This window comes from Sorangium sp. So ce281 (assembly GCF_051527395.1).
GTDB classification, from domain to species: domain Bacteria; phylum Myxococcota_A; class Polyangia; order Polyangiales; family Polyangiaceae; genus Sorangium; species Sorangium cellulosum_B.
Genome location: NZ_CP150322.1, coordinates 6,702,153 through 6,725,994, shown reverse-complemented (window position 1 = coordinate 6,725,994; position 23,842 = coordinate 6,702,153). Strand labels below are relative to the sequence as shown.

Below are 23,842 nucleotides of genomic sequence, written 5' to 3'. Positions count from 1 at the left end.
CCGAGGCCGGTGGAGTGATTACGGTGTCAAGTAAATTCAGTCGCCCCGATGGGGCCGGGCCGGCGTATCGACGCGGTACCCATCGAGACGGGTTCATCGAGGCGCCGGGGCACGAGGCGACGGTGGCGGCGCCCGCTCACCGGCGACCAGCCGGGCTCATTGCTGCTGCAGCTGCGCGACCAGCGCTTCGAGGCGGTCGTAGCTGATGCCCGCGCCCTTGGGCATCCCGGACGCGAGGACCATGTCGCGCACTTCCGTCGACGGATAACGCACCGTGGCCGTGAGCCGCGTCTTTGTGCCCTCTTCGGTGTAGGTCGCCGTCACCACCGTGACCGTGTCCGGAAACTGCTCGAAGATCTCCGTGAACACGAGCCGGCTCGGCGGCGTGATCTCCTGGTTCTCGCCGTGGAAGGCGGCCTCGCCGCCCGGGTGGCGGTTCACGAAGCGCCACTTGCCGCCCGGGCGGAGGTCCATCTCGCAGACGGGCACCGAGTAGCCCTCGCCCAGACAGCCCCACCACCGCTTGATGTGCTCGGGCCTCGTCATCGCCTCGAACACGAGGTGCCTCGGCGCGTCGAACAGGCGCGTCATGCGGACCTCGTCCGCCGACGGCGTCGTGACCTGGAAGCTATCGCTGTTCGCTGTTTGGCTCTCGACCATGGCTCTCCTCCTTCTTCCTCGTCGAGGCGCCGGCTACGACTGGATCGCCTCGGAGGCCATCCAGACGACCTCCCAGTGGTGACCATCGATGTCGTAGAAGCTCCAGCCGTACATGAAGCCGTGATCCTGCGGATCCATGGCGTGCGACCCGCCCGCCGCGATCGCCTTCTTCACGATCTCGTCGACCTCGGCCCGGCTGCTGCACGAGAGCGCGAACATCCCCTCCGTGTGCGTGCTCGTGTCGCAGATCTCCCTCTTCGTGAAACCCTTGAAGAACGGCTCCACGAGGAGCATCACGAAGGCTTCCTGGCTGACGATCATGCAGGCGGCGTTGTTGTCCGTGAACTGCGGGTTGAACTCGAAGCCGAGCTTCGCGAAGAACTCCATCGACCGCTTCAGGTCGCGGACGGCCAGGTTGACGAAGATCTTGCGAGCGCTGTTCGTTGTCATGGTCCTCTTCTCCTGTTCGAGCATGGACGCCGGGTGATGCCGGCCACGATCGCGGCCATGAGGGCCGTCGTGCCGGAGTTCACCCCATAGACCCCGGCCTGCGCCGGGACTCATCGGTCGACCGGAAAAAAAGATCGCCGCCCCGATCCGGCCGGGCGCGGGGGCTACGCGGGGAGCTCGAGCGGCAGGCCGAACCGCGGGAAGAGCGTCTCGGTGTCGAGGAAGGACGTCATGCTGGCGATCCGGTCCCCCGCGAGCTCGAGCACGATGAGCGCCCAGGCCCGGTGGCCGCCCTCCGGCGCCGGGCGGTACTGGGCGAACGCCGGCGAGCCGCAGGCGGCCGTCGGCACGAGCCGCGACCCGCGGCAGCCCGCGCCCCGGCCCAGCAGCCACGCGCGGATGGCGTCGGGGCCGCGGAGCCAGAGGGTGAACGGCGGCATCGACAGGGTCGCGTCCTCGTGCAGCAGCGCCGCGAGCCGGTCCACGTCGTACTGCTCGAAGGCGGTGACGTAGCGGTCGACCAGAGCGGCCTCCGGCTCCGGCAGCGTGGCGCGCACGTCGCCGAGATCGCGGCTCGCGAGCGTCGCCCGCGCGCGCTGGAGCGCGCTGTTGATCGCGGCGACCGAGGTGCTGAGGCTGTCGGCGACCTCCGCGGCGGACCACCCGAGCACCTCGGTGAGCAAGAGCGCGGCGCGCTGCTTCGGCGGCAGGTGCTGGAGCGCCGCGACGAACGCGAGGCGGATGCTCTGGCGGAGCACGGCCCGCTCCGCGGCGTCGATGTCCGCCGGGAGGGCGTGCGCGTCGGGGACGGGCTCCAGCCAGTGCGTGCGCGGGCGCGTCTGGAGCTCGTCGTCCACGGTGCCGACCGGGCCTTCCTCGACGGGGCGCGCCCGGCGCGCGCGATCGGCCCGCGCGTCGAGGCAGACGTTCGTCGCGATGCGGTACAGCCAGGTGCGCAGCGACGACCGCCCGTCGAACTTGTCGAGGCTTCGCCAGGCGCGCACCATGGTCTCCTGGACGGCGTCGTCGGCGTCGACCACGGAGCCGAGCATCCTGTAGCAGTGCCCGGTGAGCGCCGCGCGGTGTTCCTCGAGCTGGTCCACGCTCCCCATCGCGGCGACGGTACCATCGGCCTCCCGCCAGATCCACGGTCACGCTCCCTCGCCGCGTGACACCCGCGCCTCGGGAAGGGCGCTGGTCTCGACTCGGGCACTTTTTCTTGGCCTGGTCGGCCTGCGGCCGCGCTCGGTCGGCGACACACCCGGGACGGCATGCCGAGCATCGCGCGGTCACGACGACGTCGCGCGGTCACGACGCCATGGCCAATCGGCTAGGATGGGCGACGGGCGGTGCTGGGGCGCCGCGAGGACTCCGTTCGGCAAATTAGCAAACCCGATACCGGATATGGACGACCAGGAACTGCAGCGCAGAGTCGGCACAGTGTTGTGCGGGAAGTGGACGATCGAGCGGTTGTTGGGCTCGGGCGGCATGGCCGCTGTCTACGTCGGCGCGCACAAGATCGGGCGGCGAGATGCCATCAAGATCCTCCACCCCGAGATCGCGCGCATGCCCGAGCTGCGTGCGCGGTTCGATCAGGAAGCGCAAGCCGTCAATCGATTCGTCCATCCCGGCGCGGTGGAAATACGCGATATCGACGCGACCGCGGACGGCTGCCCGTTCCTCGTCATGGAGCTGCTCGATGGTGAGTCGCTCGCCGGGTACGCCAGGCGCCTGGGCAGGATGGACATGGCCGAGCTGCTGGCCATGGTGGACGGGCTGCTGGACGTGCTGGCAGCGGCCCATGCGCACGGCATCATCCACCGCGACATCAAGCCAGATAACCTGTTCCGCCTCCGCGACGGGCGCCTGAAAGTGCTCGACTTCGGCGTCGCCCGTGTCAGGCAGGCCGCGGCCGACTACGTTCGGACGCGCACTGGAACGACGCTCGGCACGGTCGCCTACATGCCACCGGAGCAAGTCAGAGGCGACGAGATCGACGCGCGTGCCGACCTGTTCGCGGTCGGAGCGACGATGTTTCGTCTGATCACGAAGCGGCGCATCCATGACGCGAGCTCCGACACCGATCTGGTCGTCAAGATGGCCACGCTGCCTGCGCCGCCGCTCGCGAGCGTCGCTCCGGAGACCCCGCAGTGGGTGTGTGCCGTCGTCGATCGCGCGCTCGCGTTCGATCGAGGCGAGCGCTACCCGAGCGCGACGGTCATGCAGCAGGACGTGCGCGCGGTCCTGGCCGGTCAGCCGCCCGCTTTTGCTCTCCGGTTCGGCGCGGCCGGGCTCCCCGCCCCCGCGGCGGATCCGCTCAGCACCGCCACGACGGTGTGGATGCCACAGGGGCTCGCCCCTTCCTCGGCCGTCTCGGTGCGCGCCTCGGGCGCCGGTGGCCTGCATCCCGCCCCGCCGCCGGCAGGTGCCATGGGGAGCGTCATCCGCGATGTCTCCGTCGCCAGCGCCCCGAATACGTCGAGCGCGCCGGGCGTCCCGGGCGGCGGATCGGCCGTCGCTCCGGCGGGTGCCCCCTCACCGGCCACATCGGCGTTCACCCAGGCGACGCAGTGGACGGCGACCACGGTACGTGGACGGAGGCTGCGATGGGCCGTGCTGGCGTTCCCGCTGCTCGCCGCAGGCGTGCTCGCCGCCGTGTACCTGCGTGCGGTGAACGTCGAGCCCGACGCGAAATCGCCGGGGGCGACCGGCGCGCAGCGACCGGCGGCGTCACCGCCCGCCAAGGTTCCCGGCGGTCCGGCGGCGGATCGCCTCCTGGCGAATGCGCCGGATCCCGGCCCCGAGAAGAAGGGCGACACGAGAGCTCGCCTCCCTGGCTCACCGAGCCGCGGCCCCGAGGAAGGGCGCGGCGCGTCGCAGCGGACCAGCTGTATGCTGACAAACGACTGCGATCACGTGTGCGACGAAGCGTGCCAGATTGCTTGTCAGGACGGGAGCGTCTGCGACATCGGAGCGCGCCGAGACGCGCTGGTCAACTGCATGGGATCGGGGATGCACAAGGTCTGGTGCGAAGGCGATTGCTCGGTCAATTGCATGACGAGCGCTCCATGTTTTGTGTACTGCACGCCTGGCTCCGATTGCGTCATCGGCACGTGTCTCGGGCAGATAGAAGCCTGTCCTGGCAACGTCACGGCGTGCGGAGCCCCATGCCCCGACTGATCGTCGCGCCGGGCTCGTGCGCTGCTCTCATGGCGTCTGCGAGGAGGGCGCCGCGGCACGCGCGCTCAGCCCGCACCGCGGAGGAGTTGGATGGATATGGACCGGTTCGGCCGTCGTGACGACCTCGCGTCCCCCTCGCAGCGCGGCGAGGAGCCCCGCCGTGACGACGCGGAGGAGGGGGAGCCCGCGACACGGCTCTGGGTGCGCTCGCCCCAGGCCACGCCGCCGATCCCCGAAGAGAGGGCTCGCCAGGCCGGACCGGAGCGACCGACGCTGCCGTGGTCGCCGCCGCCCGGGGGCGGCGCCGCAAGATCGTCGCCGGCCGAGGCCTCCGCCCAGCCGACCGTACAACGCGCGCTGCCGGCACGGCGGCTCGCGAGGGCCGCTGTTCGGATCGCCTCGGCGCTAGGTGCTCTGGCGAGCGCGCTCAGCCGCGCCGTGGCGGTCCGCCGGGCGCGGGAGCAAGGTGATCCGCGCCCGCGAAAAGTCCAGTGGAAACGACGCTTGCGGCGATGGGCGTGGCGCATCGTGATGGCCGCTTCGACGCTGCTGGGTCTTGGTCTGCTGATGTTTGCGGGGCTCATCTGGTACTACGGCCACGACCTGCCGCGGACCTCGGAGCTGAGGAGCTATCATCCGCCGGAGGTCACGCGCATCCTTGCGCGCGACGGGACACCGCTCGCGGAGCTCTTCGTCGAGCGACGCACCGTCGTTCCGATCTCGGCGGTGCCGACGAGCATGAAGCTCGCCGTGTTGGCCGCGGAGGACGCGAACTTCTACAAGCACGAAGGGCTGAACTACCTCGGCATCCTGCGGGCGCTCCTCGTGAACCTGCGGTCCGCGCGGGCCCGCCAGGGAGGCAGCACGATCACCCAGCAGGTGATCAAGAACGTGCTCCTCACGCCGGAGCGCACCTTCGCGCGCAAGATCCGTGAGCTCATCCTCGCGCGCCGCATCGAACAGGAGCTCACGAAGGACGAGATCCTGGAGCTTTATCTCAACGACATCTATTTCGGGCACGGGCGCTACGGCGTCGAGGAAGCCGCGCGGTACTACTTCGGGAAGAGCGTTCGCGACGTGCAGCTCGCCGAAGCGGCCCTGCTCGCAGGTCTGGTCAAGGGGCCCAGCGTCTACTCTCCGCGCGTGGATCTCGCCCGCGCCGAGGAGCGGCGCAGCTACGTGCTCCAGCAGCTGGGCGACAAGAAGTTCGTAGCACGCGCCGACGTGGACGCCGCCGCTCGCCAGAAGATCGTCCTGGCCCCCCCGCCCGAACACGCCGCCGAGCTGGCGCCCGAGGTCGTCGCCGAGGTCGAGCGCGCGCTGGTCGCGGCGGTGGGCCCGCAGGCCAACCGCGGTGGGTACACGGTGACGACCACGATCGAGCCGGCGCTGCAGAGGGCCGCGAGAGCGGCGGTGCGCAGCAATCTCGATGCGTACGCCGCGCGCCGCGGGCTCATCGCTCCGCTGAAGCGTGGCAAGGGAGATCCGGCCCCCTTCGAAGGAACGCCCACGCAGGGCAGCGAGCGCGTCTACCACGGCGTGGTCACGAAGGCCGACGACGCGGCAGGCACGCTCACCGTGCGCGTGGGTACGGCGCAAGGCGTCGTGAAGCTGGAGAGAGCGGCGCGCTACAATCCACGCAACCTGCCCCCGAGCCAGTTCGCCGAGATCGGCAAGGTCGTACGCGTCACCTTTGCCGGCGGCGATCCGCGCAGCGGACGGCTGGAGCTCGCGCTCGGGCCCCAGGGTGCGCTCGTCGCCCTCGACGTCCGGACGGCCGAGGTGCTCGCGGTCGTCGGCGGCTACGACGCGGCGCGCGGCGCCCTCAACCGGGCAAGGTCGGCGCGCCGCCAGCCCGCCTCGACGTTCAAGCCGATCGTGTACAGCTACGGGATCCAGACGCGGGCATTCACCGCGGCGTCCATCCTCGAGACCCATCCGTCCGCGCTCGGAGGGAAATACAGGCCCGACAACTACGACGAGAGCGACGGACAGGCGCCGCGCCGGCTGCGCGAAGCGCTCGCCCAGAGCGTCAATGTCGCCGCGGTATGGGTCCTCGATCGGCTCGGCCCGGCCAAGGTCGCCGAGTGGGCGCAATCGCTCGGAGTCACGTCGAAGCTCGGCGCGGACCTGTCGTTGGCGCTCGGCGCTTACGAGGTGACGCCGTTCGAGATGGTCGGTGCGTTCAACGTGTTCGCCGCGGGCGGCACGTACCGCGATCCAGCGCTCATTCGCGGCATCATCGGCCCGGGCGGCCAGCCGCTGCCGCTGCCCGGCGTGGCGCCAGCGCGCCGGGTGATGGGCGAAGCCGAGGCCTACATCATGACGAGCCTCCTGCGTTCCGTCGTCGACTCGGGGACAGCCAAGCGCGCGCGATCCATGAGCACACCGGTCGCGGGCAAGACGGGCACCTCGAACGCCGCGAAGGACGCGTGGTTCGTGGGCTACTCGACCGACATCGCGTGCGCCGTCTGGACGGGCTACGATGACGCCTCTCCGCTCGGCCCCGGCGAGACGGGCGGCGCGACCTCCCTGCCGGCCTTCATCGCGTTCATGCAGGACGCGCACAAGGCGAGACCACGCACCGACTTCGCCGCGCCTCCGGACGGGCTCGTGCGCGTGTTGATCGACGCGACGACCGGTCAACTCGCGCTGCCGGGGGCCGCGGGCGCGATCGAGGAGGTGTTCCTTGCAGGCACGGAGCCGACGGCGTACGCCGAGCTTCCGTCGAGCGGCGAGCCTGCTCCCTCGATGTGGCCCTTTTGAGCCTCTGTGAGCTGAGCAGGATGGCGATCAAGAGCGCGACGCTGAGCAAGAGCGATACGACGATGGACGCAATGAGCCACGGCCGCATCGCCGGCGAGTTCCACCTGGACGCGAGCGATGTCGCGCTCGTCTGGCGCCCCGGAGCGCCGGGGTGCATCGCGACGGTCGGCTCGAGCTGCCTCGGCGCGCCCTCCATCGCCGCGATGGCCCCGTCGACGGCCGCGATCACGTTGGTGGCCGTCGGATATCGCTGGATCGGGTCTCGCTGGACGAGCCGCATCACGAGCGCCTCCGCTTCGGGGCGGATACCTGATCCCGGAGCACGCTGGCGGAGCGGGGGCGCGTCCTCGAGGAGCCGCCGCCGGAAGGAAGATTGGCCGTCGCTCGCGTCGAACGGGCTTCTCCCGGACAGCATTTCGTACAAGATGATTCCAAGCGCATAAAGATCTGCGCGGGCATCGACGGCATCCATGCCGCGCACGGCCTCCGGCGCGAGATAACTGAGCGTGCCGAGCACCTGGTCGGCAGCGGTGAGGTCCTGGCCTTTGCGCGCGGCCTCGCGGCTCTCGGTGGACAGGAGCTCCACGTTCACCTTGGCGAGGCCGAAATCGATGAGCTTCACCTGGTCACGGGACAAGGCCGCCGCTCCTCACAAAGATATTACCATTGAAGCTCGGAGGGGTGGTAGGCTTTGAGGTCGTCAATCGGAATAGGCCCGTCGGGGGTGCCGATGCACGCTTTGGCGCCCTCGTCATTCGTGCGTACTGGATAGGCATGTCTCAATTTCGACGTGACGCAGAATGGATATTTGCCGTCTTTGACGAGGAGGCGATACTTGCCATTGGGGGCGGGCCGGCGCGTCGATGGGGGCTCAGCGGTCGTGGATGGCGTGGATGGCGTGGATGGCGTGCCGGTAATGGACGACGTCGCCATCGTGCGAGAGCTGCCGCTCGCCTTGTCCTCTTGCGATGTCTCTTCGTTCGCGCTCTCACGGGTGTCTTCGGCGGAGTCTCGCGAACGAACAACGAAGAAGACAGCGGCGAGGCAAACGGCGACAGCAAACGAGCCAATCACTGCAATCATCAAGAATGGCGAATTCGAGCTGTCAGGCTTGATGTCTCGATGAACGATGCCGAGCCCGTGCGCGACATCGAGCACTTCGAGCACGGTCGAGACAACGCGGAGCAGCTCGCGCTCCTCGATGCCGCCGGAGCCGTGGGCGCGCTTGCCGAGCGATTCGCCGTCGAGCAACTCCATCACCAAGAACGGCGAGCCATCTTCGCTCGTGTCAATGTCGAGGACATTGACGGCTGCGGGGTGGCCGAGCTGGTTTACTGCGAGCGCCTCTTGCTCGAACCTGGCTCGAAGCTCCTTGGAGACCGCGATTTCCGGATGGAGGATCTTGATCGCGCAGCGCCGGCCGATCCTGTGTGTCGCCTCGTAAACCGCAGCCATCCCGCCGACGCCGATAAGCGAATCGATGCGCCATTTGCCCCGGAGGACCGTCCCGACTCGTGCTGTGCAGTGTGCTGGCTGGGGATCATCAGTCATTGAGGTTCAGGCTCGAATGTATACCGGATGCGAGGAGCTGAACAACATGCTCGGCGTGGCCCACGGGGAGCGCCGGCGCGCGCCCTCGCGCTTGCCTCCCTGGCACAGGCCAACACGTTGCCGGAGGCCTCCGGGGCGCTTCGGCACGCAACCACTGCGCACGGGCGACCTCAGCAGAGCCCGCGGGCGCTGGCGAGCCGCAAAGCTCCGGCAACGAGTCGACCCGAGCGGCGCGCTCGCGAGCCAGCGCCGGATCCGCGCCGGAGCCGCAAGCGCTCGCGCCGGCCGCTTCCCGCGCCCCGCGGTTCGCGCGAGCATGGGGCCATGAGCATCGACCGCGCCGTGCTGGAGCAGCTCGATCGGGTCGGCGCCCGCCTCTGCGAGGGCAAGGCGCTCCGGCTGCTCGAGGACATCGCCTGGCCTCGCGAGGTCGAGGAGCGCTTCTTCGCCGCCGGCGAGGACCGCCTCCCCGAGATCGAGCGCCGCGTGGATCGCGACGGGCTCGCGCGGCGCATCGCCGAGCTGCGCGAGCTCCTCGGCTCGATCGACGGCGACGCGCCCGCGCTCGACTGGCTCCGGGACAACGTCCGCGCGCAGATCCAGGCCGCGGAGCTGCTCGAGGCGGCGGGGACCCGCGAGTTCTCCGAGCGCTCGCGGGCGCTCTACGGCGGCGCGCGCTCGCGGTTCTTCGGCGGCGAGGTCAGCAACATCGACCTCGCCGAGCACCTCACCGCGCGCCTGCGTGTCCACGGCTGGGACGAGGCCAGCGATCCCGACGAGGAGCCGCTCGACGCCGGCGCGCTCCGGGAGCTGCTCGCCGCCCGCGTCGCAGCGCGGACGCCGACGCTCGACATCGAGATCGTGCTCGACCCGAGGATCACGGCCAAGGTGGTGGCCGGCATGAGCCGCGTCCGCATCCGCCCGGAGGCCACGTTCGCGTCCTGGGAGGCCGAGGGGCTGTGGCACCACGAGGTGGAGACGCACGCGCTCACCGCGCACAACGGCGCGGCGCAGCCGCGGTGCGCGTTCCTGCGGTCGGGCGGCCCCCGCACCACGCGCACGCAGGAGGGGCTCGCCATCTTCGCCGAGCTGTACAGCCGCTCGCTCTCCATCGGCCGCCTCACCCGGCTCGCCGAGCGGGTGCGGCTCGTGGACATGGCCGAGCAGGGCGCGAGCTTCCTCGATCTCTACCGGTACCTGCGCGAGCGCGGCGCCGGGCGCCGCGACGCCTATTTCGACGCCCAGCGCGTCTGCCGCGGCGGGCTCGTCGAGGGCGGCGCGCCGTTCACGAAGGACGCCTGCTACCTGGCCGGCCTGCTCGAGGTCTATGCCTTCCTGGCCGCGGTCCTGCGCGGCGGCCTGCGCGACGAGGTGGAGCTGCTCGTCTGCGGCCGGATCGCGCTCGACGACATCGCGGTGCTGGCCGAGCTGCGCGCGGCCGGCGTGCTGGAGCGGCCGCGCTACCTGCCGGGCTGGCTTCGCGCCTGGCAGACGCTGCTGCCCTATTTCGCGTTCACCTCGTTCATGGATGGCATCGACCTCGGCCCGGTGGAGCGGCACTTCCAGGAGCTGCTCCGCGTGGCCGCCGAGGCGCGGCCGACCGGGGGCGGGGAGGAGAGCAAGCGCCGCGGCCGGCCGCGGGAGGGGTGAGCGCGCCGCGATCGCGGGCGCAGGCCGGGCGAGCGGGACGCGGCAGATGTCCCTGCGCCACGGTTGAGGTATGCCGCTCGTCGATGGGACGAGTCCATTCCCGTTTCGCGCATTCCCCCGCGCCCCCGGCGCGCGTGTCCTCCACTTCTTCCGCGGCCGCGGTGCGCCGCCGCCTCGCCGCGTGGGCGCTCGCCCTTGCCGGCGCGGTGCTCGCGTCGAGCGCGGCCGCGCAGACGTCGCCGGAGGGCCCGGAGCGCACGCCGCCCCCGCAGCTCGCGCCCCCCGCGCCCCCTGCCGCGCCGGCCGTGGAGGAGCTCCCGCCGCAGGCCGTGTGGGAGGCGACGGTCGCTGCGTACGAGGCGAGGATCGCGGCGCTCAAGTACGAGGCGGATGCCATCCACGATTTCGTTGAAGCCGAGGACGTGCGAGACGCCCGAGGGCGCCAGATCGAGCTGGAGATCGAGGCGACGAAGAGAGAGCTCCGCGGCTTCGTGGAGCGGACGACCGAGCGGAACAGCCCTGTCATGATGGTCTCGGGGATCGTCCTCGCGGGCCTCGGAGCAGCCGCCCTCGTCACCGGCGCCGTGCTGATCACCGCGAACCACGACGAGGCCGTGACGAAGCAGCGCGACGGGTACACGGTGGCCGTGGCGACGGCGGTCGGGGGCGTGGCCGCGGTCGGCGTCGGCCTGCCGCTCTACGTGATCGGCAAGAGGCGGGTGCTGCGGAAGGGACTCGAACTGCGCGGGCTGGCCGCTGCGCGTCTCCTCGTCGGTCCGGCCGCCGTCGCCGCGTCGCCTGGCGCGGTGCCCCTCGGCGTGGGGCTGCGCGTGGCGTTCTGAGCCGCGGCTCGGCGCGCCCGCGCGAGCTCCCGTGGCTCGTGAGGTGGAGAAGAAGCGGAAGCAAACGAGGACACGAACGCTCCGCGAGGACAGCGCGGGATCACCACGCGCACAGCTCTCCTCCACAGACGCAGAAAGTGCTGGGCGATCTCTGGCGCCGATGCTAGCGTTGCTGTCGACGCGTCGCCCGCGTCAATCATGAAGACTTTCCCCTGATACCACCGCTCCGTCACGCGGCCCCGAAGGGGGAGCGCCTGTTGCCCAGGTAGGCACGGCGCCCTTCTGCTGCCGCGCGTGAGCAGCCACGACGGCCGCCCGCAGCCTTCCCGCGCGGGCGTGGGTCGTGTGCTCGTGGGGACGGAGCGTGGCCGACATGCGAACGAGTCCGATGCGCTGGAGGTCGCTGACCTCGCGGTCGCAGCCCCTCGCTCGCTGGCCGCTCGCGCGAAGCACCGAGCCGGATGGTTCGTGGCGCGGCGGGCCGACTCGCCATCTCTCCTGACGGCGAGGCGCTGAGGCGCCTCGCGAGGGGGCGTGTGGCGATTCGGACCGCCCTGCCCCGGCGATGCGTGGAGGTGTGTCCATCGCGCGAGAGCGCCAGTCGAGCGGCCTTTGGGCGGCGTCCTGAGCCGGCGTCCGTCGCGGCATCGGTGTGCCTGCAATCCGTGGTCGTACGATGAATGGAGGGTGTATGAGAGCTGGTTCTTCGAAGGGTTCGTTCAGCCTTGGTGCTCTTTCTGCCGTGGTGATGCGTGATCGAATGGAGGATCCTATGACCGAGCGACCCGCCCATCTCCCCGAGCGCGCACTGCAGCTCGGCTCGACCAAGACGCCCGAGCGGCGCCCGCCGCAGACGGGGCCTGTCCCCGCGCCGAAGCCCGCGCACCGGGAGCCCCGCCCGCCGAGCAAGCTCCCCCACCAGGATCGCTCCCGGCCGGCGCTGAACATCCCGCAGCGCCGCCGCATGGGCGTGCAGCGGTAGATCCGCCGCCGCTCCGGCGCCGGGGCGCCGCGAACGGGCGGCGGCCCGGCCGTGCGCGCCGGCGGCGTGGAGCCGGAAGGCCCAGACTTCCGCGACTCCGCGCCGTCCGGCGGCGCCATGACGGCTCCGATCGTGATTGGGCCAGGGCGAGGGCTGCGGTAAGACCTCGCCACCCGCGCGGCCCAGCAGCCTGTGGCCGCGCCGAGGCCCGATCATGATCCAAGCCGAACCGTTCGAAGCCCGCCTCGTCGCCGTCCGGCCTCTCAGCCCCTTCGTGCGAGAGCTCTCGTTCGAGCGCGCCGATGGCAGGGCGTTCCTGTTCGAGGCCGGGCAATGGGTCAACCTCGTCCTCCCGCTCCCGGGCGGTGAGGTGAAGCGCGCCTACTCGATCGCCTCTGCCCCCGACGGCTCCCCTCGCTTCGATCTGGCGGTCACCCGCGTGGAGGGCGGGGCCGGCTCGGAGTACCTGCACCGGCTGGAGCCCGGCGCGACGCTCCGCGCCGTCGGCCCGCACGGGCTCTTCACGCGCGATCCCGGGAGCCCTGCGCCCTCGCTGTTCGTCGCCACCGGCACCGGCGTCACGCCGCTCCGGAGCATGCTGCGCGCGTCGCTGCGCGCCGGGGCGGCCGCGCACCAGTGGGTCCTGTTCGGCGCGCGCTTCGAGGAGGACATTATCTACCGCGACGAGCTCGAGGCGCTTGCGCGCGGCTCGGACCGGATCCGCTACGAGATCACGCTCTCGCGCGGCGGCCCGTCCTGGTCGGGCCGCCGCGGCTACGTGCAGGCGCACGTGCCCGAGCTCTACCGGGAGCTGGCCGGGGTGAGCGGGGATCCGGCCCCGCACGTCTTCATCTGCGGCCTCGATCGGATGGTCTCGCTCGTGCGCGAGCTCGCCCGCGGCGAGCTCGACGTCCCCCGCAAGCACGTCCACGTCGAGCGTTACGACTGAGCCGCCGCCTCGGCTGGCGCGTCGACGTCGAGCGCCGCGACGGAGCTGCCGGGCTCTCCAGGAGGGAGCCGCCGACTCTCGAGCGGACGCGAGCGTGGATCGCCCTCCGGTGACGCGGCGTGCCTTGAGCGTTCCCCTGGGGATCTGGAATGCGGGCAAGTACGTGCTCAGCCGGTCTGGGGAGGGCCATCCGGTCTCCGAGGCGCTGGATCGGGCGTACTTGCACAAGCTGTCGGCGGTGGTGGCGGACGCGCGGAGGAGACGGGGCAGCGGTCGATCCACCGGGCGAAGTGGCCGGCGGCGGGGATTTCGCGGAGGTCGCGGCGCCGGCGGACGCGGGGCAGCTGGAGCTGGCGGCGGCGGCGATGGCGGCGGTCAGCAAGCGGAAGAGCGAGCTCGGCGCGAGCGTGGGGCGCGTGGTGCCGGAGCTGGCGCCGGGGGCGAGCGCGGCGGCGCTGGCGCGCAACTCTTCGGAGCCGACTCGGCGGTTGAGGTTGAAACCAAGCGTGGTGCGCACCGCGGGCCAGGGCGCTCACCCCGCGGCCGCATGGACATGCGCGGTGGTCATCAGGATGGTCATCAGGACATGCCAGGCGGCCATCAGGACATGCCGGTGCCCACCAGGACATGCCAGGCGGCTATCAGGACATGCCAGGCGGCCGCCAGGACACGCCGGTGCCCACCAGGACACGTCAGGCGGCCATCAGGACATGCCGGGCGCCCATCAGGACACGCCAGCCTCTCATCAGGACACGCCCGTGCCCGTCAGGACATGCCACGCGCTCGTCAGGACACCTCGCGCGTTCCTCTGCGCGTGATTCGGCGCAGCACGGCGCGTGACGTGCACCTCCGTTGGCCCCGCGCGGCAGGCGTCGGGGCCGGAAGGCACACCGAGGGCGTCCCGGGACAGCTCCTGAACGACGAGCGCGCTCAGGCGCGAATCACGACGACCTCGCGTCCGGCGGGGGTCAACGCGTGCTCGCGGCGCGTGCGCTCGGCGATGGGAGGCTGTCCCGAGCGCTGGTCGAAGAGGATGAGCCACCCGCGCAGGAGCCCCAGCCCGGCGAGGTACTCGTCCAGCTGGGCAAGCCCTTCACCAAGGGGATCCGGGCGGCCGTCTCGCCAGACCTTGAGCTCGATGGCGAGCGTCTCACCCGCATAACGAACGCAGAGATCCATCCTGCCCCGGCCGATGGCGTACTCGCGATCGAGGGTGCCGCCGCCGTTCACGACGCGGTGGAGGAAGGCCATGACCACGAGGTGCGGCGCGATCTCGTGGTAGGGCGCTGCCCTGAGCAGCGGCTCGCCGTGCTGGCGCCAGAAGGAAAGAAAGGCGTCGAGCAGGCGGTCGGCGTCGAGGCGGCCCTCCTGGGTGAGCCATGTCGCCGGGATGCGCGGCAGCGAGTCGCGCACCCCGCTCGCGAGCTCACGGACGATGATCTCGCGGTAGATGGGGTTGGCGATGACGAGACCGCCTTCCTCTGTTCGGCGCACGAGGCCCAGGTCGACGGCGAAGCGCCGGTCGTCTTCAGGCACATCGCCGAGAGTGGTGCCAGCGAGCATGGGCTCGATCACGGCGCGGATCCGCGGATCGCGCAGGCGGTCCACCAGGCTGTCGAGGTGCGTGTCCTGCCTCTCGATGAGGATCTTCTTGGCACGATCGACGTCCGGGGCCGCGATGGGCAGCGCGCGATCCTTGACCAGGACATCGACGAGCTGGCGGGCGAGCGCGTTCACGAGCCATGGCTGCCCCTGGGTGAGCTCGACGGCGCGATCGACCGCGCCCGGCTGAAATATCTGGCCGGTGTCCGAGGTGTGCTGAGCGTAAAGCGCGGCGACCTCGTCGTGCGTGAAGTTGCGCAGCGTGAGCGACTCGACCTTGATGTTGAACGGGCTCGACGTGCCGAGCCGGTCGCTGTCGCCGGACTCGACCTTGTAATCGCGCACGTCGCGCAGCCCGATGAGGGCGAGCGCGTGCGGGAACCCATGCGGGCGACCCGGATAGCCGCTCCGGAGCTGACGCAGCACGGACACCAGCGTCGTGCCTTGCAGGGCGTCGATCTCGTCGAGGAAGACGACGAGCGGCCTCGGCGCGGCCTGCGCCCAGGCGCCGAGAGCGGCCCCGATGCGTTGGCCGGGGGGCGCTTCCGGGAAGGGCGGCGGCTGGAGCTCGGCCGGGAGCTGCCACCCCGCGATGCGGCGCCACTCCGCGAGCACCGCGAGCTCCGCTGCGCCGGGGTCGTCCGGGAAGGGAGCGCCGACCTCCATCGAGACAAGCACCGCGGCATAACCCCCTTCCCGCGTGAGCGCCTGGGCGAGCGTCGACAGCGACGTCGTCTTTCCGATCTGCCGCGGCGCGTGCAGCACAAAGTAAGCTTTGCGATCGATGAGAGCGCGCACCCCGGGCAGGCGCTCCTCGGGCGGGAGCATGTAGTGATCGGCCGGATTGCAGGGGCCTGCCGTGTTGAACCAGCGGTGCATCGCGGCGGTGAGCCTAAGGGCGGCGGCTCCGGATGGCCAGCGCGGCCATGTTGGCTGCGCTCGTCCGGCGGCGTCGAACCTCGATGGAATAGGATGCGTGGCCATGTCGAACGGGCGATGCGGAAGCGGCGGGGCGGGGCGGGGCGCGATCGCCCTGGCGGCGGCGATCGGCGGCTGCAGCGGCGCAGCCGCAGCCGGCGCAACAGACGACGACCGCATCAACGCCTCCAAGGACCTCGACGCGGCCCGCCCGGAGGCGACCGTGACCGGTCTTCTCGCCGGCGCCGCCGAGGGGGAGACGCTGCTCGTCTACTCCTCTGGTCACGGCCTCGACCAGCGCGGCGAGGGCTTCCTCCTGCCCATCGACTACGACCCTGTCCGCCCCGCCGATCTTCGCAACGCGCTGCCCGCCGCGCGTCTCTTCCTGGCCATCGCCGCCTCGAAGGCAGGGCGCGCGCTCGTCATCCCAGCTGACCCCGAGATAGACCACTCACCGGGGTGATGGTGGTATAGGTTACATTCGTTCCGTCAGGGCACCGTGATCCTGCGGGTGAGGGCCGTCGCAGGAGGCCCGCGTGAGCGACATCGCAGACGCAATGCGCGAATTGGACGTGGTCGAGGATCGGTTCGAGATCGAGCGGTTCGCCGGATCCGGCGGGATGGGGGAGGTCTATCGCGCGCGGGACCGGCGCTCGGGGGAGGCGGTCGCGCTCAAGGTGCTGCACAGCGCGAGCGCGGGCGATCTGCGCCGGTTCGCGCGGGAGGCGAGGGCGCTCGTCACGCTCCGGCTGCCAGGGGTCGTGCGGTACGTGGCGCACGGGACGACGGGCGCAGGGCGGCCGTACCTGGCGATGGAGTGGCTGGAGGGCGTGACGCTGGACCAGAGGCTCGCCCAAGGGCCGCTGTCGATGGCGGAGAGCGTGACGCTGGCGGCGCAGGTGGCGACGACGCTGGGCGCGGTCCACCAGCAGGGCATCGTCCACCGCGACCTGAAGCCGAGCAACCTGATGCTGGTGAGCGGCGCGGTCGAGCGAGCGACGCTGCTCGACTTCGGCATCGCGCGCGAGCTCTGGCTCACGCAGAGCCTGACGGCGCCCGGAGCGATCCTTGGAACGCCCGGGTACATGGCCCCCGAGCAGGCGAGCGGCGAGGCGCCGGTGGACGCCCGCGCGGATGTGTTCGCGCTCGGGTGCATCCTGTTCGAGTGCCTCGCGGGGCGCCGGCCGTTCCTGGGCGACAACCTGCTGTCGCTCCTCGTGAAGGTCGTGCTGGAAGAGCCGCCGCGGCTCGGGGAGCTGCGCGACGACATCCCCGAGCCGCTCGATCGCCTCGTGGCCCGGATGCTGGCGAAATCGGCGGAGCACCGGCCGCGCGACGGCGCCGCGGTCGCGGCGGAGCTGGCCGCCTTCGCCGGCGAGGGGCTCGCCGCGGGAGGGAGCGCGGTCGCGGCGCCACGCGCGCCCGGCGAGGAGATCACGACGTCGGAGCGGCGGGTCATGTGCGTCATCCTGGCCGCCCACGGCAGCGAGGAGACCGGCGCGACGCTGGCGGAGGCCGATGGGGTCGCGCAGGCCCAGGCGCTGCGGGACATCGCGGCGCGCCACGGGGGGAGGCTCGATTTCCTGCAGTCGAAGTGGCTGCTCGTCGCGCTGTCGGGGGCCGAGTCCCCGACGGACCTCGCGGTGCGAGCGGCCCATTGCGCGCTCGCGCTCCGGACCGTGGTTGGCGGCGTGCCCGTGTCGATCGCGACGGGGCTGGCGGCGATCGAGGGGCGGCTGCCTGTCGGTGAGCTGGTCGATCGGGTGGCCCAGCTGATCGTGGCGCGCGACGGCCCGCCGTCCGGGGGCATCCGGCTCGACAGCGCGACGGCGAGCCTGCTCGCGAGCCGCTTCGAGACCGTCCAGGGCCCGGATGGGTGCTGGCTGCGGGGCCGGAAGGAGGAGCCGGACACGGTGCCGAGGCTGCTCGGGAAGCCGACGCCGTGCGTGGGGCGCGAGCGAGAGCTCTCGCAGCTCGCGGCCGAGTGGCGCCATTGCGTGGACGAGCCCGCCGCGAGCGCGGTGGTCGTCGTGGGGGCCGCGGGCATGGGCAAGTCGCGCCTCGCCTGGGAGTTCCTGCGCGCCATCGAGGAGCAGCGCGAGGCCGCCGAGGTCTGGATCGGCAGGGCCGATCCGATGGCGGCCGGCTCGGCGTTCGGCTTGCTCGCCCAGGCGCTCCGCCGCGCCATGGGGCTGCTCGACGGCGAGGCGCTGGAGGTGCGGCGGAGCAAGGTGCTGGCGCGGGTAGAACGGCTCGACGGGCTCGGGAGCAAGGGGCCGCACGTCGCGGCGTTCCTCGGCGAGCTGGTGGGGGCGCCCTTCCCTGACGAGGGCGATGTGCAGCTGCAGGCGGCGCGGCAGAGCCCGGTGCTGATGGGCGACCGCATCCGCCAGGCGTTCGAGGACTTCGTTCGGGCCGAGTGCGAGCGGCAGCCGGTGCTGCTGGTGCTGGAGGACCTGCACTGGGGCGACCTGCCGACGGTGCGGCTGATCGACGCGGCGCTCCAGCACGCGAGGGACCTGCCGCTGCTGGTGCTGGGGCTGGCGCGCCCCGAGGTGGACGAGCTGTTTCCGGAGCTCTGGCGCCAGCGGGTCGGGCTTCGGCTGCAGCTCGCGGCGCTGCCCCGGCGCGCGAGCGAGCGGCTTGTGCGGGAGGTGCTGGGCGACGGCGTGAGCGCGGCGCAGGTGGACGAGCTGCTGGCGCGCGCCGAGGGCAACGCGTTCGTGCTGGAGGAGCAGATCCGCGCGGTGGCCGAGGGGCGGGGCGAGGGGATGCCGGAGACGGCGCTGGCGATGGTGCAGGCGCGGCTGGAGGCGCTGGGCGTGGAGGAGCGGCGGGTGCTGCGCGCGGCGAGCGTGTTCGGCGAGACGTCGTGGGAGGGCGCGGTGGCTGCGCTGGTGGGCGGGGGGCCGGTGGCGCAGCCGCTCGCGGAGCTCGGGCGGCGGGAGCTGCTGGTGCGGCGGCGCGAGGCGCGGATCGCGGGCGAGGTGGAGTACGAGTTCCGGCACGCGCTGGTGCGGGAGGCGGCCTACGGCATGCTGACCGAGCGCGACCGCCGCGTCGGGCACGGCCTTGCGGGCGACTGGCTGGCCCGCGCCGGCGGGGCGGACGCGACGGCGCTGGCGGAGCACTTCGAGCTCGGCGGCGCGCCGGCGCGGGCGGCGGAGGCGTACCTGCGCGCTGCGGAGGAGGCGCTCCGCGGCGGCGATCTCGACGCGGCGATCGCGCGGGCCGACCGGGGCCTCGGCTGCGGCGCGGCCGGGGACGCCGCCGGCAGGCTCCGCTGGGTCCAGGCGGAGGCTCATGTGTGGCGCGGCGATCTCGCGCTCTCCGCGGAGCGGGGGAGCGAGGCGCTGGGCCTGGTGGAGCGCGGCTCGGCCGCGTGGTTCTCGGCCATCATCTCCCTCGTATGGGCCACGTCCAAGCTGGGGCGGATGGACGAGGTCGAGCGCTGGACGACCGAGGCGGTGGGCGTGGCCGCCTCCGGCGACGCGCAGGACGCGAAGCTCCGCTGCCTGTCCGTGGGCGCGAACGCGCTGTCGCTGGGGGGGCGGTACGCCGAAGGCGCCGCGCTGCTCGATGTGGTCCAGCGCGCCCTCGCGAGCGCGGAGACGACGGATATCGAGGTGGTCGCGCACCTCCACGACGCGCGCGCGGCCCATGAGATGTGCAGAGGCGACCTGGGCTCCTGTGCCGTCAGCCAGGAAGCCGCGTCGCTCGCCTTCGAGCAGGCTGGCGATCATCGCAACGCGCTCAGCGCCCGGGCGAGCCTGGGCGCCGTGTGCACGGAGCTCGGCGACTTCGAGATGGCCCAGTCGATGTTGCGGGCAGCCATGGAGGCGGCCGACCGGATGCACCTGGACGAGCTGAAGGTCTCTGTGCAGGCCAACCTCGCGCACGCGCTCGGATACCGTGGTCAGCTCGCCGAGGGGCGGGCGCTCGCCGAGGATGCGGTCGCGTCGAGCCAGGGGGCGGGCATGGTGCGCACGGAGCTCTTCGCTCGCTGCTACCTGGCGAAGATCGCCCTCGCCATGGGTGATCTCGAGGCCGCCGAGCGCGAGGCGCGCGCCGCCATCGCGCTCTTCGAGAGCGCGCCGACGCTCTGCGTGCAGGCCTTCTCCATCCTCGCGCGCGCGCTGCTCGGGCTCGGGCGCACCGGCGAGGCGATCCGGGCCGCCGCCGAGGCGACCGCGCGGCTCTCGGAGTTCGGCACGCTGGAAGAGGGCGAGTCGCTCGTCCGCCTGGCGTATGTCGAGGCGCTCGCCGCGAGCGGGAGGCGCGCCGAGGCCGAGGTCGCGATTTCGTCGGCCAGGGCGGCGCTGCTCGCGCGCGCCGAGCAGCTCAGCGATCCGGCCTGGCGCGAGCGCTTCCTCCGCGACGTGCCGGACAACGCCCGCACGCTCGAGCTCGCGCGGCAGTGGCTCGGCGGCTGAGCCCGCGGTGCACGAAGCGGCACGCCGCCGTCGGCGCCACGGGCCCCTCGCTTGCCGGCGCTTACTTCTTGGCGAGCTTCGTCAGGTCGAGCATTTCGTCGACGTCCGGCATCACGATCAGGTCGCACCGGCGGTTCTTCTGCTTGCCGGCCGGCGTGTTGTTGCTCGCGATGGGGTCCGTGTCCGCGAACCCTGCCGCGCTCCAGTGCCTCGTCGGCAGCTGGCCCTCCTTGCCGATCAGGAACAGCAGCACGGCCCGGGCGCGCATCAGCGACAGCCCCCAGTTGTCCTGGAACGGGCCGCTCTTGTAGGGCTGGCTGTCGGTGTGCCCGGCGACCTGGTAGTCGCGGTCCACGAGCGACTTGTCGCCCCGGATGACGTCCGAGATCTTCTTCAGGATCTGCTGGCCGTCCTTGCTCAGCGTGTCCTTGCCCGAGTCGAACAGGACGTCTCCGGGGAGCGAGATGACCATCCGGTTCCTGCGGACCTGGACCTCCAGGCCGAGCTTGACGAGCTCCTCGAGCTTCTTCCGGAGCAGGTCGAACCGCGCCTGGATCGCCTCGAGCTGCTTCGCGCGCGCCTTGTACTCGGCCAGCGCCTTCTCGCGGTCCTCCAGCGTCGAGCTCATCTTCGAGATGTCGGCGCCCTGGTCCGCGAGCTTCTTCTCGAGCTCCTCGACGCGCTGCTTCGCGTCGGCGAGCTCCTTCTCGAGCTCGGCCTCCCTCTTCTGGCTCCGGTTCTGGAGCTGGTTGTACTTGTCGAGCTGCGACTTCCACTCCTGCTCGGAGTGGCCGCAGCCCGCGGCGAGCAGCGACGACAGCGCGAGGGGTAGTGCAATGAGTGTCCGGTTCATGAGCGCTTTCTCCATGGCTCCGTCGGCGGGAGCGGGATGCTGCGGGCGAGAGGGTCGCTCAGCTCGGGCGAGAGATCCAGAGGGGAGGACGACGAGATCCGCCCGTCCGCGCGGCCGTGCGCCGCAGGCGAGGCGGGATCAGGGCTCCGGCGGCACAGGTGAGCGCGGCGGCGGCGCGGCGCGAGCGAGGTGGCCCCGACGAGGTGGTCCCGACCGAGGTTGAGGCGGACCCGACCGACCGAGGTTGAGGCGGCCCCGACCGACCGAGGTTGAGGCGGCCCCGAGGCGGACCCGACCGAGGTTGAGGTGGAGGTGGCCCCGACCGAGGTTGAGGCGGAGGTGGCCCCGACCGAGGTTGAGGCGGACCCGACCGAGGTTGAGGCGGAGGTGGCCCCGACCGAGGTTGAGGCGGACCCTCCAGCCGTCCCTGCCAGGCGACCGGGGTTGAGGCGGCCGGCCGGTGGCCCCCGCTCCGGTGCGTCCCGGGTGTGTATCCGTGACCGGGTTCCAGGGCCCGGGGCCGAGCGGTGCCTTGACCACACAGGCCGGGCGTGAGACATCGGCCCCCGGCCCCCGGGCCACCGAGAGCTCGGATCTTCAACCTCTTCCTGCGCGCGGGGCGAAACGCGCGAACGAAACCAAGCAGATGCCCATCTCGTCGCGGTCTCCGGGTACGTCGTACCGCCCTGGCACCCCTCGCCGTCGCCTCCGGTCGGGCCTCGCGCTCGCGCTCGTGCTGGGCGCGTCTTCCGCGTCCGCCCAGCCGGTACGCCGGCCGGCCCAGCCGCCGGCGGCCCCAGCGCAGCCGCCCGCCGGACAGGCAGGCACCCCCGCTGCGCAGCCCGCCGCTCCGGCCCAGCCCGGCGCAGCGCCGCCCGTCGCGCCGGCCCAGCCCGGCGCGACGCCTGCGCAGCCCGGCGCCGCGCCGGCCAGCGCCGAGACGCCCGAACCCCCGGCGGCGCGCCAGCCGCTCCTGCCGCCGGCCGACACGGCCGCTCCCTCCGCGCCGCAGCCGGCCACGCCGCCGGCCTCGGAGGCGCCCGCGGCCGCTGCGGCGGCCGAGCAGCCCGAGCGACAGGCGATCCAGGCGGAGATCGGCGCCCGGCCCAGCGAGGTCTACGCCGAGGACTGGTGGTCCCACGCGCGACCGACGTTCGAGTTCCACGGCTACTACCGGCTCCGCTGGGAGCTCTTCAACAGCTTCGCCCTCGGCCGCATCGACCCCCGCAGTCAGGCGCTCTGGCCGCAGCCGGCCGACAACTCCTACAAGGGGAACGTGGTCTCGCTCTGCAACCCGAGCGAGACCACGAGCGGCGGCTCCCGCTCGTTCGACTCGTGCAAGAACGACACCCAGGCCGGCGCGAACATGCGGTTCCGCCTCAATCCCGAGCTGCACATCAGCGACAACCTGCGCATCCTCACTCAGGTCGATCTCCTCGACAACGTGGTGCTCGGCTCGACCCCGGACGGCTACGCGAACCAGCCGGCGGCGGGCGGCGGCTACCAGGTCGCCCGCCGGGGCGGCTACTCGCCGCTCGGGGCCTTCTCCAGCACCCAGTGGGCCCCCAGCGCCGGCATCAACTCGACGAAGGACTCCATCTCCGTCAAGCGGATCTGGGGAGAGTACATGACCCCCGTCGGTCTCCTCCGCTTCGGCCGCATGCCGAACCACTGGGGCCTCGGTATGGTGGCGAACAGCGGTGACGGGTACGACTCAGACTACCAGTCGACCGTCGACCGGCTGATGTTCGTCACGGGCATCAAGAAATACGACATCTACTTCGCCGGTGCGTGGGACTGGGCCAACGAGGGCGCGACGAGCGCGTCGATCCAGGACCTCGAGGGCCAGCCGTACGACCTCGCCCAGTCCGATGACGTCGATCAGTACGTGTTCGTCGCCGTCCGCCGCAAGAATCCCGAGCTCCAGAAGCTCGAGCTCGCCCGCGGCAACATGGTCATGAACGGCGGCGTCTACTTCGCTTACCGGCAGCAGACGCTGGCGAACGACATCACCGCCGGCGACAACACCGCCGACTTGTCCGCGTCGCTCGGCCAGAGCGCCGACAACGTCGCGGCGGGGTACGTGCACCGGGGTGCGGAGATGATCATCCCCGACGTGTGGTTCCAGCTGCTCTACAAGAAGTTCCGCTTCGAGCTCGAGGCGGCGATGATCTACGGATCCCTCGATCTGCGCGGCCAGGACGAGAGCGATTATGCGAACGTCATCTCGCCGAAGGACACCGGCTGGGGCGTCCGGCAGTTCGGGCTCGCCACGCAGGCCGAGCTCACCGAGATGGAGGGCCGGCTGCGCGTCCACTTCGGCTTCGGGTACGCGACCGGCGACGACGACGCGCCCGCCCTCGAGCCGCGGGGGACGCAGCTCGGGGCCATGGATCCCCAGCTTTCGACCGATCGCACGTACTCCACATTCCGCTTCCACCCCGATTACCGGGTCGATCAGATCCTCTTCAGGAACATCCTCTCTCGGGTCCAGGGCGCGTATTATTTCCGCCCTGGCGTCGACTGGGATTTCGCCCGCGACAAGAACGGCCAGCGCGCCGGCCTCGGCGCCGCGGCCATCTGGAGCCGCGCCTCGGAGTTCCTCCAGGCTCCAGGCAACTCCCGGGATCTCGGCATCGAGCTGAACGCGCAGCTGTACTTCCAGTCCAAGGACGGGACGCTCAACGACGACCCCGACAAGATGGGCGGCTTCTACACGGCGGTGCAGTACGGCGTGCTGTTCCCTCTCGGCGGGCTCGGCCAGCTCAGGGGTGAAGAGGCGGTCCAGAAGCTCGATCTCGAGACCGCACAGACGGTGCGCTGGTATCTCGGTATCCTCTTCTGAGCCGAACCCGCCCGGCGCTCAGCCAGCCTCGCGCGTCGCCGTGTGTCTGGAAATGAGCGCTCGGGGCGGCGGAGCGGCGCGGAGCCGTGTCAAACGGTGCGAAACGGCGACGTCGTCGCTCTCGTCATGAGTCCTGCATGAGCCATCCGGGGCCAAACAGC

Annotated in this window: 15 protein-coding genes and 1 pseudogene; 9 read left to right on the top strand and 7 right to left on the bottom strand. The window is 71.6% G+C overall.

The window, feature by feature from the left end:
* Positions 1–156 precede the first annotated feature (156 nt).
* The 3 genes from WMF27_RS25520 to WMF27_RS25510 form a co-directional block, all read right to left on the bottom strand.
* Positions 157–660 (bottom strand): SRPBCC family protein, encoded by a 504-nt coding sequence (locus WMF27_RS25520; RefSeq protein ID WP_437766280.1) that lies wholly within the window; start codon positions 658–660, stop codon positions 157–159.
* 33 nt (positions 661–693) lie between these two features.
* Positions 694–1,110 carry a VOC family protein gene (locus WMF27_RS25515; RefSeq protein WP_437766281.1) on the bottom strand — a complete coding sequence of 139 codons (417 nt, stop codon included), beginning with the start codon at positions 1,108–1,110 and terminating at the stop codon, positions 694–696.
* Between the two features lie 164 nt (positions 1,111–1,274).
* Positions 1,275–2,222, bottom strand: a complete 948-nt coding sequence (locus tag WMF27_RS25510; protein ID WP_437766282.1) for a sigma-70 family RNA polymerase sigma factor — start codon at positions 2,220–2,222, stop codon at positions 1,275–1,277.
* A gap of 223 nt (positions 2,223–2,445) precedes the next feature.
* Here WMF27_RS25510 and WMF27_RS25505 point away from each other — a divergent pair, with 223 nt between their 5' ends.
* Positions 2,446–4,290: a serine/threonine protein kinase gene (locus WMF27_RS25505; protein ID WP_437943037.1), complete on the top strand. Its 1,845-nt coding sequence runs from the start codon at positions 2,446–2,448 to the stop codon at positions 4,288–4,290.
* A 531-nt stretch (positions 4,291–4,821) separates the two neighbouring features.
* On the top strand, positions 4,822–7,056 hold the full coding sequence (locus WMF27_RS25500) for a penicillin-binding protein 1A (protein ID WP_437766284.1): 2,235 nt from the start codon (positions 4,822–4,824) through the stop codon (positions 7,054–7,056).
* A gap of 289 nt (positions 7,057–7,345) precedes the next feature.
* Here WMF27_RS25500 and WMF27_RS25495 read toward each other — a convergent pair.
* A pseudogene (locus WMF27_RS25495) lies at positions 7,346–7,642 on the bottom strand (protein kinase domain-containing protein); the annotation flags it as partial.
* A 74-nt stretch (positions 7,643–7,716) separates the two neighbouring features.
* Complete coding sequence (locus WMF27_RS25490) at positions 7,717–8,607, bottom strand: serine/threonine protein kinase (protein WP_437766285.1); 891 nt, start codon at positions 8,605–8,607, stop codon at positions 7,717–7,719.
* 324 nt (positions 8,608–8,931) lie between these two features.
* Here WMF27_RS25490 and WMF27_RS25485 point away from each other — a divergent pair, with 324 nt between their 5' ends.
* The 4 genes from WMF27_RS25485 (at position 8,932) to WMF27_RS25470 (ending at position 13,030) form a co-directional block, all read left to right on the top strand.
* Positions 8,932–10,257: a flavohemoglobin expression-modulating QEGLA motif protein gene (locus WMF27_RS25485; RefSeq protein WP_437766286.1), complete on the top strand. Its 1,326-nt coding sequence runs from the start codon at positions 8,932–8,934 to the stop codon at positions 10,255–10,257.
* 134 nt (positions 10,258–10,391) lie between these two features.
* Positions 10,392–11,099 (top strand): hypothetical protein, encoded by a 708-nt coding sequence (locus tag WMF27_RS25480; protein WP_437766287.1) that lies wholly within the window; start codon positions 10,392–10,394, stop codon positions 11,097–11,099.
* Between the two features lie 772 nt (positions 11,100–11,871).
* Positions 11,872–12,081 carry a hypothetical protein gene (locus WMF27_RS25475; RefSeq protein WP_437766288.1) on the top strand — a complete coding sequence of 70 codons (210 nt, stop codon included), beginning with the start codon at positions 11,872–11,874 and terminating at the stop codon, positions 12,079–12,081.
* Positions 12,082–12,295: 214 nt separating this feature from the next.
* Positions 12,296–13,030 carry a ferredoxin--NADP reductase gene (locus WMF27_RS25470; RefSeq protein WP_437766289.1) on the top strand — a complete coding sequence of 245 codons (735 nt, stop codon included), beginning with the start codon at positions 12,296–12,298 and terminating at the stop codon, positions 13,028–13,030.
* Between the two features lie 930 nt (positions 13,031–13,960).
* Here the strand turns inward: WMF27_RS25470 and WMF27_RS25465 are convergent.
* Positions 13,961–15,511 (bottom strand): ATP-binding protein, encoded by a 1,551-nt coding sequence (locus WMF27_RS25465; RefSeq protein WP_437766290.1) that lies wholly within the window; start codon positions 15,509–15,511, stop codon positions 13,961–13,963.
* A 103-nt stretch (positions 15,512–15,614) separates the two neighbouring features.
* Here WMF27_RS25465 and WMF27_RS25460 point away from each other — a divergent pair, with 103 nt between their 5' ends.
* Together WMF27_RS25460 and WMF27_RS25455 are read left to right on the top strand one after the other, a co-directional pair.
* The gene (locus tag WMF27_RS25460; protein ID WP_437766291.1) at positions 15,615–16,013 is read left to right on the top strand and encodes a hypothetical protein; all 399 of its coding nucleotides are present in this window, start codon (positions 15,615–15,617) and stop codon (positions 16,011–16,013) included.
* 94 nt (positions 16,014–16,107) lie between these two features.
* On the top strand, positions 16,108–19,983 hold the full coding sequence (locus tag WMF27_RS25455) for a protein kinase domain-containing protein (RefSeq protein WP_437769805.1): 3,876 nt from the start codon (positions 16,108–16,110) through the stop codon (positions 19,981–19,983).
* Positions 19,984–20,044: 61 nt separating this feature from the next.
* Here WMF27_RS25455 and WMF27_RS25450 read toward each other — a convergent pair whose 3' ends face one another.
* Positions 20,045–20,836 (bottom strand): OmpA family protein, encoded by a 792-nt coding sequence (locus WMF27_RS25450; RefSeq protein WP_437766292.1) that lies wholly within the window; start codon positions 20,834–20,836, stop codon positions 20,045–20,047.
* Between the two features lie 646 nt (positions 20,837–21,482).
* On the opposite strand from WMF27_RS25450, the gene WMF27_RS25445 reads away from it, so the two are divergent.
* Positions 21,483–23,681 (top strand): TIGR04551 family protein, encoded by a 2,199-nt coding sequence (locus tag WMF27_RS25445; protein ID WP_437766293.1) that lies wholly within the window; start codon positions 21,483–21,485, stop codon positions 23,679–23,681.
* Positions 23,682–23,842: the final 161 nt, after the last annotated feature.

Coding starts and splice junctions, on each gene's coding strand:
- WMF27_RS25520 (WP_437766280.1), bottom strand. CDS start 660: ATGGTCGAGAGCCAAACAGCGAACAGCGATAGCTTCCAGGTCACGACG.
- WMF27_RS25515 (WP_437766281.1), bottom strand. CDS start 1,110: ATGACAACGAACAGCGCTCGCAAGATCTTCGTCAACCTGGCCGTCCGC.
- WMF27_RS25510 (WP_437766282.1), bottom strand. CDS start 2,222: ATGGGGAGCGTGGACCAGCTCGAGGAACACCGCGCGGCGCTCACCGGG.
- WMF27_RS25505 (WP_437943037.1), top strand. CDS start 2,446: ATGGGCGACGGGCGGTGCTGGGGCGCCGCGAGGACTCCGTTCGGCAAA.
- WMF27_RS25500 (WP_437766284.1), top strand. CDS start 4,822: ATGGCCGCTTCGACGCTGCTGGGTCTTGGTCTGCTGATGTTTGCGGGG.
- WMF27_RS25490 (WP_437766285.1), bottom strand. CDS start 8,607: ATGACTGATGATCCCCAGCCAGCACACTGCACAGCACGAGTCGGGACG.
- WMF27_RS25485 (WP_437766286.1), top strand. CDS start 8,932: ATGAGCATCGACCGCGCCGTGCTGGAGCAGCTCGATCGGGTCGGCGCC.
- WMF27_RS25475 (WP_437766288.1), top strand. CDS start 11,872: ATGACCGAGCGACCCGCCCATCTCCCCGAGCGCGCACTGCAGCTCGGC.
- WMF27_RS25470 (WP_437766289.1), top strand. CDS start 12,296: ATGATCCAAGCCGAACCGTTCGAAGCCCGCCTCGTCGCCGTCCGGCCT.
- WMF27_RS25465 (WP_437766290.1), bottom strand. CDS start 15,511: ATGCACCGCTGGTTCAACACGGCAGGCCCCTGCAATCCGGCCGATCAC.
- WMF27_RS25460 (WP_437766291.1), top strand. CDS start 15,615: ATGTCGAACGGGCGATGCGGAAGCGGCGGGGCGGGGCGGGGCGCGATC.
- WMF27_RS25455 (WP_437769805.1), top strand. CDS start 16,108: ATGCGCGAATTGGACGTGGTCGAGGATCGGTTCGAGATCGAGCGGTTC.
- WMF27_RS25450 (WP_437766292.1), bottom strand. CDS start 20,836: ATGAACCGGACACTCATTGCACTACCCCTCGCGCTGTCGTCGCTGCTC.
- WMF27_RS25445 (WP_437766293.1), top strand. CDS start 21,483: ATGCCCATCTCGTCGCGGTCTCCGGGTACGTCGTACCGCCCTGGCACC.